We start from the raw sequence: 8394 nt of genomic DNA on the forward strand, positions 1-8394 counted from the left end.
GGATAAGTTACTATAACAATTATCGAATAAAAGAAAAAAACGGTGGTAAAAGCCCTGTACAATACAGGCTTCTAACCACCGGGCAATCAGCATAATATTTTTTGTCCAACTTTATGGGGTCAGATCATTATCTCAATAAGGGAAATTTCCATTGCCCACACTTCTTACTTTACAAAACTATCCATGCTCTGTCCCTACCTTTAATTTTCACTTCTTTCCCCTGTATATCCAGGATTTTTAGACTGTATATTTCTAATGGCTCCAGGTCAATATCTTGGGCATAATACAGTTTATATACATTGGAGAGGGGGATAGTATGAGGCTAAGAAATGGAGATTTTTATACAAATATTTTTACCAATAAGTTATATAGGTTAAATGAAGATAACGATAGCAGCTGGAACTTGAGTTTGCGTGATGAAGAAGGTTATCATGAAACAGGTAAGATGTCAGGGCGTGATATGATTAGATTGGTAAAAGGCAGTTATAAAAAAAGCTATTAAAAAAATCTGCCCCATTCCTTGTCATAGTACCTGTAATCAAATTTTTTTAGTGGAAAGAGGGTAAAACTTGAAACAATATAAGATGTTCCAAGGAAAAAGTCGCCTTTATGCCGAATATAATAAATAAAGGGGATTATCCAATGAATAAAGTTGAGTTATTAAAAAAATTATTAAATAGTAGTCGAGGTAATTTGTTTTCATTAGAGATTCCTACTACAAAAGAAAATGAAAAAAAGATTCAAGAAATGGTTAGAATATTGGAGGAAGAAAAAAAAATTAAATTAAGAGAATATGTACAGAGAGAATACTCAGTTTATTTACATGGAATAATTAAGTATGCATCCGAATAATCGGATGCATTTTTTATTGGGGTGAATCACCATAGGGTTCTTCAAGTTATACAGTAAGCCAGGATGCTCATAAAATTTTTATGAGATTTAGAAATTGTGAACCTTCATAACCCACTGAGCCAATAACCCCCCTGGCATCTATTTTTTTAAATTAACCTGCCCCGTTTGTACTACAAGCTTATAGCATTAGGGGAATGTTTTTAAATAATTCTTTTATTGATTGTCTCAACGCAAATCTATCTTTTTTTTCTAGGACCTACAATTAATTTGATTGCTGTTCTATTTTCATTATTGATTAAAACATCTGTAAATGCAGGAACAAACACCAGATTAACACCGCTAGGAGCTACGAATCCTCTTGCAATCGCAATGGCTTTAATCGCTTGATTTAAAGCACCAGCTCCAATAGCTTGAATCTCTGTATTTCCTCTTTCGCTTAAGACGCCCGCAATTGCTCCTGCAACTGAATTCGGATTTGATTTTGATGATACTTTTAATACATTATCCATATAAATTTTACCTCCTGTTATTTAATCGCTTGATATGATCACTGGAAAGAATGTAATTAACGTATCTTTAATAATATTCAAATTTAAATCATACAGAACTATTGATGGTATTCCTTTGATACTTTTTGTCTTATCCAGAACCGGTACAATAAAAAAAGCCGCCTATTATGGAAGCTGGAACTTCAAGTGATGCCCTCATATAGTTGAATAAGTAAAAGGATTTTTAAATGGGAGAGAAGAAGATAAAACATTATCTCCTAATCCTAATCTCTATATGACGGATAAATCTTCGGATTATTTTTAGATTTATGATCAATTTAATAAAAAGAAAAGTATAAATAATAGCGAAGTACCACAATTCCCAATCATTATAATAGAAAAGTTCCGTTAATAGGCGATTTTCTCATAACACTGCAAACAGCGACCATGCTAGGATATTAATGGTTTGGTTTTTTATCCCCTTCCCAAATGGAAAGAAATTAAAAAAAAGAAAACTACGGAACTATACACTATAATCATGAATGGGAGTGTTTTCCAATTCACTTCTTGCGTAAAATATCCAAACAATTAAGTTTCAAGTCCAAATACATGCCTGTGAGAACTTGTAGATAAAAGGCGAAAAAAGCGGAAGAATAAATCTCAATTTCACTTAGATATATAGGAGAGAAGAACACTGCAATAATTGATATAAATATTGTAATATAGCCCATATCATTTTTTAAGCTCTTTCCTGAATGGTTTATTTTTCCGATTATTATCTCCTTACGCCTTTTGCTGTATGCTAATTGTTGTAACTATCGCTGTGGACATTTGCAAAGTAACATTTTGTTTCCTTCTGTTTTCCAAAAAATTTTGTTGTTGTAAATGCCTAGGCAGAAAAAGAGGTCGCCGAGGCAACCCCATTTTAATTGTCAAAAGCTAGCTAGCCATCGCTAAAAACTTTTATTAACTGATGAAGTTAAAGAATGTGAAGGTTTCCACTTAAACTGCCCGTTTTGTGAAGAAGAAAAAGTCCTCCGCAGCGATAACTTGATGTAATATGAAAGGTGGGTAATATCTTATATAAGGAGAATAATTATGAAATCTTTTAAATTGAGAAAAATATCATTTGCTTTATTATTTGCACTTATGTTTTCAACCGTTAGTGCTTGTAGTAATGTGAGTACCCAATCAAAACCAGCTGACCAGAAGGCGGATACTCCAACAAGTGTTAAATCAGATAATACACAAAGTTCTAGTAAAAGTTCGAATTCTAATCCTAAAAGTACGACAAATAACAGTTCTACAAATAGTAGTTCCGCTCAAACTCAGTATAAAACACTTGCAAACTTAGAATTTAAGGGAAAACAGGTTATTGAATTAAATAATAATCATGTGACTTTTTCTAAAAACGATTTGAGTTTATCGAAAGGAAGCTGGCAATTATTTTCGAATTTAGATTCTTTGAATCGTGTAGGTGCAGCAAACGCAATGTTATCCAAATCTCTTATGCCTACAGAAGAAAGAGAGCCGCTTCATGTGGATCCTACCGGTTGGAAGAATAAAAAAGTTACTGTTAATGGAGAAACTGAATGGCTTTATAATCGTTGCCACCTTATCGGTTTTCAACTGACAGGACAAAATAACAATATTAAAAATTTAATGACAGGAACTAGAAGTCTAAACGATCCCGATATGCTTGATTATGAAAACAAAGTTGCCTCTTATTTAAAAACAACCAACCATCATGTCCGTTACCAAGTAGAGCCCGTATTTAGAGGGAATGAACTGGTGGCTAGAGGCGTTCACATGCAAGGGAAAAGTATAGAAGATAATAACTTAGAATTTAATGTTTATATATTTAATGTGGAACAGGGTGTAACCATTAATTACGTTGATGGTTCCTCAACGGTACAATCTGCTGCTGCAGCCAATAAAAATACCAATAGTTCTAATTCTAACACTGCAAGTATTTCAGCAAGTACATTAACTGTGAATCCTGGCGATAAATCGACAGTGACAGTAAAAACAAAACCTAATGTACAAGGTACAATTGAAGTAGATTATGCATCTGGTCCTAGTCATGCGGAAGGTTTAGAACCTAAAACTTCTGACAGTAACGGTAACATTAGTTGGACTTGGGAAGTTGGTACGAGAACAAAACCCGGAACTTATGATGTAATTATCAACGTCAATGGACAAACAATCAAAAAGCAGTTAATTGTAAAATAAAGCCTGTTTTCTAAAATATTGTGGTTTAACAAAGCATTGTGGGTTTTTATGTTAATATCTAAATAAAAGGTCCATTCAGGTAAAGGTCAGTCATACAGAATAAGAGGTTGTTTCAATTTAACACACGAAAGTGCATTTTATTTAAGTATCTTCGTCGGGAAAGTTTGTTGATTAGATATGTTGAAAATTCAAATTAAATAAATATAAGAAAGGAGATGCTAATATGTCTATGGGGATTATTTCCTTAATAACTTTTATTATATGGTTTGTTGCAATTCAAGAGTTTTTAAAACCTGAAAAAAATCAAAGTAACCGTAAAATAATTACTTTAACATCTGCTGGTTCCTTGCTAACATTAGTTCTGACCATTTCACTTTTTCAAAATTTCAATTTTTAAAACGAAATTTCATTTCGACTACAGAGGAACCTTAATGACATAAGACTTTAAAAGCATTCCGTAAAACAGTTTCCTTAAAGCGAAACTGTTTTTTATGTATAAAGTAATTTTTCCTCAGCGGTCAGAAGCATAACTAATTAACTGATTATTTGACACATTAATTGACAACTATTATTTAGCGAACAACAATCTTTGACCTATAACTTTGACGGTAGCTTTTTGATAAGTTGGGTTATTGTTTTACCTTCAGATTTTTCTTCTCCGGACACCAGCTCATTTGGTGAAACATTGAAAGCTTTTAATAACTGATCAAAATCATAGGTCGAGGTACATTCGGTCATCTCTTCAATCGTGGTGTGCTTATGGTACGATGTTTGAATGAGAACAAGACACAATAATGCACCAAGCCAACAAATTTAAACCAGTTGACACACCCTTGAAATCTGTAGAAATCTTGCAAAAGTAATCTATGAACTTGCTAATAGTAATAAAAAGATTATAATACTAGTGGGCGTTTTTTTGCTCATAAATATTTATATTATTATATTCTCATAAAGGAGATTTATATATGACTGAAGAAAAATTGTCGGATTTAATTAGTCCTGAGGCTGTGATTAATTTTGAAACTGGTGCGATTAAAGCAAGCACTTTGGATTCAATCATCAAACTTTTGCCATTTGAAATGGGCTTTTGCGATGCTAATGATATTTTCCGCTGGTATTCGGATAATCCAAACCGCGTGCATGGTCGCCGTAAAGAAGCGATTGGCCGGCCTGTGCTTGAGCTTCACCCAAAAGTGGCTCACTACGTTGAAAAATTGTTGAATGACTTCCGTGCAGGAACACGCGACGAATGGGAATTTTGGTTCCCAAAACGTTCCGGTGAATCTGGTCAAATTTACCAAAAATTCATGGCAGTACGTGATGAAAATGGAAAATACCTTGGCTGTATGGATGTGACCGTTAATATCGACCTTTTCAAAGGAAAAGAAGGGAAAAATACCCCTGAAACGATTGACGAATTTATAGCTATTAAGCCTGAATAATAAAAAAATATCTTTCTCATTTGAGAAGCAGCAGAAACACATTGATTGGTAATTCAATGTGTTTTTCTTTATTATAGACTTATCAAGTTTTGGTAGTCTTATGCTTAAACACAAGCAGAATGATTAACACACTCGTAGGTATAATAGCTCACTAAAGTTTTTTACAGTTTAGTCCCCTATTAAAGATGGAAAGCTAATTTTCCAATACCATGCTGTCAATGCAAAAATAATAAATTACAGCGTTCGTTCCGTGTACTGGAAAAACACCTTTTTATTCTATGCGGTTTTTCTCTAAAAAAGATATTTAATTTTACAATATTATAATTATTTTAATTTTGAAGGAAGCCACTTAACGTCCCTGCCCCTTTCATTAAATTGAAAAAGGATTGCCGCAGCAATCCAATCTTCAGCAAAAACACCCGATAGATGGTACTCGAACTGGGTCTGTGAAATTTGATAATTTCCACATGGATACATTTAGGCATCACTACTTTGGTTTAATTCCTATAAATTAAATTTATATTTTCCTATTTTTTCTATACATTCTGCTTTATAATCAAGAACTATAAATAAATGCTAATTTCTGATATTTATATTTTGAGCAGGTACAGTATAAGAATATTTATCATATCCGAGCTTCCCACGAGTGGAGATGAGAACAATTAGAGCCACAAAAACAAATCCAATCGTGAATGATATATCCATCTCCTTCAAAGAAGGATTTGCGGCATATGGTTGTATCATACTAAACGTATTTATACTTGTATGAACAAGCATCACACTAAACAGATTTCCTTGCTTTTTGTTATAGATCCAGGTCAGAATAATCGATATCGCTATGCAGCCTACAGTAAAGATGGGAAAATTGGCTGCAAAGGTGTTAAAATGAGTGCCCGGACCGCCATGCTGGGCGCTGGTTAGAAATTGCGGTAAATGCCAGCACGCCCATAGTAGTCCCAGAAGCAAAGTTGCTCTTAGTGGACCAAACCTTTTTTGCATCCTTGGCAGCGCAAAACCCCTCCATCCGATTTCTTCAGGGAACGGTCCGCCTCCAAAGAAAACAATCACAAATAAATAGGGTATGTGGCAAAAAACTTTGATGAAAGATCCTTGAATTCTGGGAGTCCGCTATTTACTATCACCATTCCAATATACATGACAGCAGGAATGACTAAAAGAGCGAATATGTACCATTTCAAGCCGATTCTTACTTGGCGTATGCTTTTTCGGATACTTTTCCAAGCCTCTTTTCCTTCAAGCGTCCGAGTCATAATATAAGCTGATAGCATCGGACCAACGAAAACATTTGCAATATGGAAAATAGTGAAATTTTGTGATTTCGGCAAGATACCCCATTGCCCAAGGATAAAAGGAATTAAGCAGATCCAAGAAAATAAAAAGGCCATGATAAAGTATGAGGTTAACGGATGAGATACTAGAAATTTCTTTAGACGTGATGTTTCATTTTTGGGTTCTAATGCTTTCAATAAAACCATCCTTTCTATGATAAAAGACCTAAATATGTATTAATTCTTTATGGAGCTTTAAAACCCTTTCAAAAATATTACTTTTTAACTATTTTTTTCAAAATAAATCCTTAGCTTTGCTTTGTGAAAAACTGTCCTTAAACTAGACTGCTATGACTTAACAAGAAAAAAGAACTGAGGCAGCGATCATTGATGGAAATTTAGTAGAAATACTTTTAGAGATGGAATGGCCAAAGGCAACGGAAATGAAGGTCCTTTTGCACTCCGCCAGCAATCCCTAAAAAGTAAATCTGCCCGATTGTTTAAATACACTTATCAATCTTTCGGTTTATTAATAATTGTATAGTGTTCAACAAAAGTTAATGGGGAAATTTTATAAATGGGTGGGTTTATTGAAAAGGGAATTCGGGATTAATCTCGAAATGAAATATAGATAATAAATATTGGCTCTTTCTAATAGATGTTGCTTTTAACAAATATGGAATGTGCAGAGTGGATTGGAGCGAAAAGGTGCTTGACTCCTGCGGGATATATGTAGAAGAAAAGTCGATACCCCACAGACGCAAAGCGTCAAGGAGGCTTTAATTCTTCCCCGCGGAAAGCAAGCACCTGCCGCGGAAAGGAACGGTACATTTTTATTCCAATAACACCATTTTTATACGAAAAGAGCCTAAATATTAAATATTTTGAGAGAAGAGAGGGATATACATGGATTATGTAAAGCTAGGAAATACAGGAATGGATGTTTCCCGTATTTGCTTAGGTTGTATGAGCTTCGGCGTGCCGGAACGCGGTAATCATCAATGGGTGTTAAATGAAGAAGAAAGCCGATTAGTGATTAAAAAAGCATTAGAATATGGGATTAACTTCTTTGATACAGCGAATGTCTATTCAGATGGTACAAGTGAAGAATTTGTCGGACGAGCATTAAAGGATTTTGCAAATAGAGATGAAGTGGTCATCGCGACAAAGGTTCATGGCCGTATGCATAAAGGGCCAAACGGAGCTGGGCTGTCGCGAAAAGCGATTATGGCCGAAATTGACAACAGTTTAAAAAGACTCGGAACCGATTACGTGGATCTCTACCAGATTCATCGGTGGGATTACCAGACACCAATAGAAGAAACAATGGAAGCTCTTCATGATGTGGTAAAGGCAGGGAAGGCTCGTTATATCGGTGCATCATCTATGTATTCCTGGCAGTTTCTTAAAGCGTTGCATATCGCTGAAAAGAACGGCTGGACAAGATTCGTTTCCATGCAAAATCACTTAAACCTCTTGTATCGTGAAGAAGAACGTGAAATGCTGCCTTTATGCAAAGAGGAGAAAATAGGCGTCATCCCTTGGAGTCCGATGGCAAGAGGAAAACTAACACGTAATTGGGATGAAACGACTTATCGTTCGGAAACGGATGAATTTGGCAAAAATCTCTATGATGCTACAACGGAAGCAGACCGTAAAGTAGTGGAACGAGTGGCGGAGATGGCCGAAAAGCGTGGCGTTCCGCGGGCACAAATCGCCCTTGCCTGGGTATTGCAAAAAGAAACAGTTACCGCCCCGATTGTTGGTGCTACGAAATTATCCCATCTCGACGATGCAGTTGCGGCATTGTCGACTAAATTAACCGCCCAAGAAGTTTCCTTTTTGGAAGAACCTTATGTTCCCCACCCGGTTTTAGGGTTTAAATAACATAAAAGAAGCCATTCAATCCTAAAGTGTACCCCTTGTAAAGGACATTTTAAAAAAAGGCCTAGGCTACCTGTAAAAGATGATTCCTGTACTGTACAGGAGTCATCTTTTTTAGATTCCATTGATATCTAGTATGGTTATAGTGGCGGATATACCTGTCAATTTCTTTTTTAAGCTCCTCAAATGTTTTACATGCTTTAATGT

The 8394-nt window shown here is 35.2% G+C and carries 9 protein-coding genes and 1 pseudogene; 7 read left to right on the forward strand and 3 right to left on the reverse strand.

The window, feature by feature from the left end; genetic code table 11:
• Positions 1 to 2 precede the first annotated feature (2 nt).
• From M3183_RS27530 to M3183_RS26220, 3 genes are all read left to right on the forward strand, one after another.
• Entirely contained in the window at positions 3 to 95 is a 93-nt protein-coding gene (locus M3183_RS27530; protein ID WP_396953765.1) for an IS3 family transposase, read from the forward strand.
• A gap of 221 nt (positions 96 to 316) precedes the next feature.
• A complete protein-coding gene (locus M3183_RS26215; RefSeq protein WP_251474896.1) occupies positions 317 to 502 on the forward strand; it encodes a hypothetical protein in 186 nt (61 codons plus the stop codon).
• Between the two features lie 140 nt (positions 503 to 642).
• The gene (locus M3183_RS26220; RefSeq protein WP_251474898.1) at positions 643 to 852 is read left to right on the forward strand and encodes a hypothetical protein; all 210 of its coding nucleotides are present in this window, start codon (positions 643 to 645) and stop codon (positions 850 to 852) included.
• Between the two features lie 236 nt (positions 853 to 1088).
• On the opposite strand, the gene M3183_RS26225 is transcribed toward M3183_RS26220, so the two are convergent.
• Positions 1089 to 1361, reverse strand: a complete 273-nt coding sequence (locus M3183_RS26225) for a stage V sporulation protein S (protein ID WP_251474900.1) — start codon at positions 1359 to 1361, stop codon at positions 1089 to 1091.
• Positions 1362 to 2438: 1077 nt separating this feature from the next.
• Between M3183_RS26225 and M3183_RS26230 the strand changes: the two genes are divergently transcribed.
• From M3183_RS26230 to M3183_RS26240, 3 genes are all read left to right on the forward strand, one after another.
• A complete protein-coding gene (locus M3183_RS26230; RefSeq protein WP_251474902.1) occupies positions 2439 to 3572 on the forward strand; it encodes a DNA/RNA non-specific endonuclease in 1134 nt (377 codons plus the stop codon).
• A 223-nt stretch (positions 3573 to 3795) separates the two neighbouring features.
• On the forward strand, positions 3796 to 3969 hold the full coding sequence (locus M3183_RS26235) for a hypothetical protein (RefSeq protein WP_251474904.1): 174 nt from the start codon (positions 3796 to 3798) through the stop codon (positions 3967 to 3969).
• A gap of 568 nt (positions 3970 to 4537) precedes the next feature.
• Positions 4538 to 5014, forward strand: coding sequence for a PAS domain-containing protein (locus M3183_RS26240; protein WP_251474906.1), 477 nt, complete (start codon positions 4538 to 4540; stop codon positions 5012 to 5014).
• A 576-nt stretch (positions 5015 to 5590) separates the two neighbouring features.
• On the opposite strand, the pseudogene M3183_RS26245 reads toward M3183_RS26240, so the two are convergent.
• A pseudogene (locus M3183_RS26245) lies at positions 5591 to 6510 on the reverse strand (CPBP family intramembrane glutamic endopeptidase).
• Between the two features lie 699 nt (positions 6511 to 7209).
• Between M3183_RS26245 and M3183_RS26250 the strand changes: the two are divergent.
• On the forward strand, positions 7210 to 8190 hold the full coding sequence (locus M3183_RS26250) for an aldo/keto reductase (RefSeq protein ID WP_251474910.1): 981 nt from the start codon (positions 7210 to 7212) through the stop codon (positions 8188 to 8190).
• A gap of 61 nt (positions 8191 to 8251) precedes the next feature.
• On the opposite strand, the gene M3183_RS26255 is transcribed toward M3183_RS26250, so the two are convergent.
• A partial coding sequence (locus M3183_RS26255; RefSeq protein ID WP_251474913.1) for an IS3 family transposase occupies positions 8252 to 8394 on the reverse strand: 143 nt, incomplete at its 5' end.

It is taken from the genome of Neobacillus mesonae (assembly GCF_023715155.1).
Classification (GTDB): domain Bacteria; phylum Bacillota; class Bacilli; order Bacillales; family Cytobacillaceae; genus Neobacillus; species Neobacillus mesonae_A.

Coding starts and splice junctions, on each gene's coding strand:
- M3183_RS26220 (WP_251474898.1), top strand. CDS start 643: ATGAATAAAGTTGAGTTATTAAAAAAATTATTAAATAGTAGTCGAGGT.
- M3183_RS26230 (WP_251474902.1), top strand. CDS start 2,439: ATGAAATCTTTTAAATTGAGAAAAATATCATTTGCTTTATTATTTGCA.
- M3183_RS26240 (WP_251474906.1), top strand. CDS start 4,538: ATGACTGAAGAAAAATTGTCGGATTTAATTAGTCCTGAGGCTGTGATT.
- M3183_RS26215 (WP_251474896.1), top strand. CDS start 317: ATGAGGCTAAGAAATGGAGATTTTTATACAAATATTTTTACCAATAAG.
- M3183_RS26250 (WP_251474910.1), top strand. CDS start 7,210: ATGGATTATGTAAAGCTAGGAAATACAGGAATGGATGTTTCCCGTATT.
- M3183_RS26235 (WP_251474904.1), top strand. CDS start 3,796: ATGTCTATGGGGATTATTTCCTTAATAACTTTTATTATATGGTTTGTT.
- M3183_RS26225 (WP_251474900.1), bottom strand. CDS start 1,361: ATGGATAATGTATTAAAAGTATCATCAAAATCAAATCCGAATTCAGTT.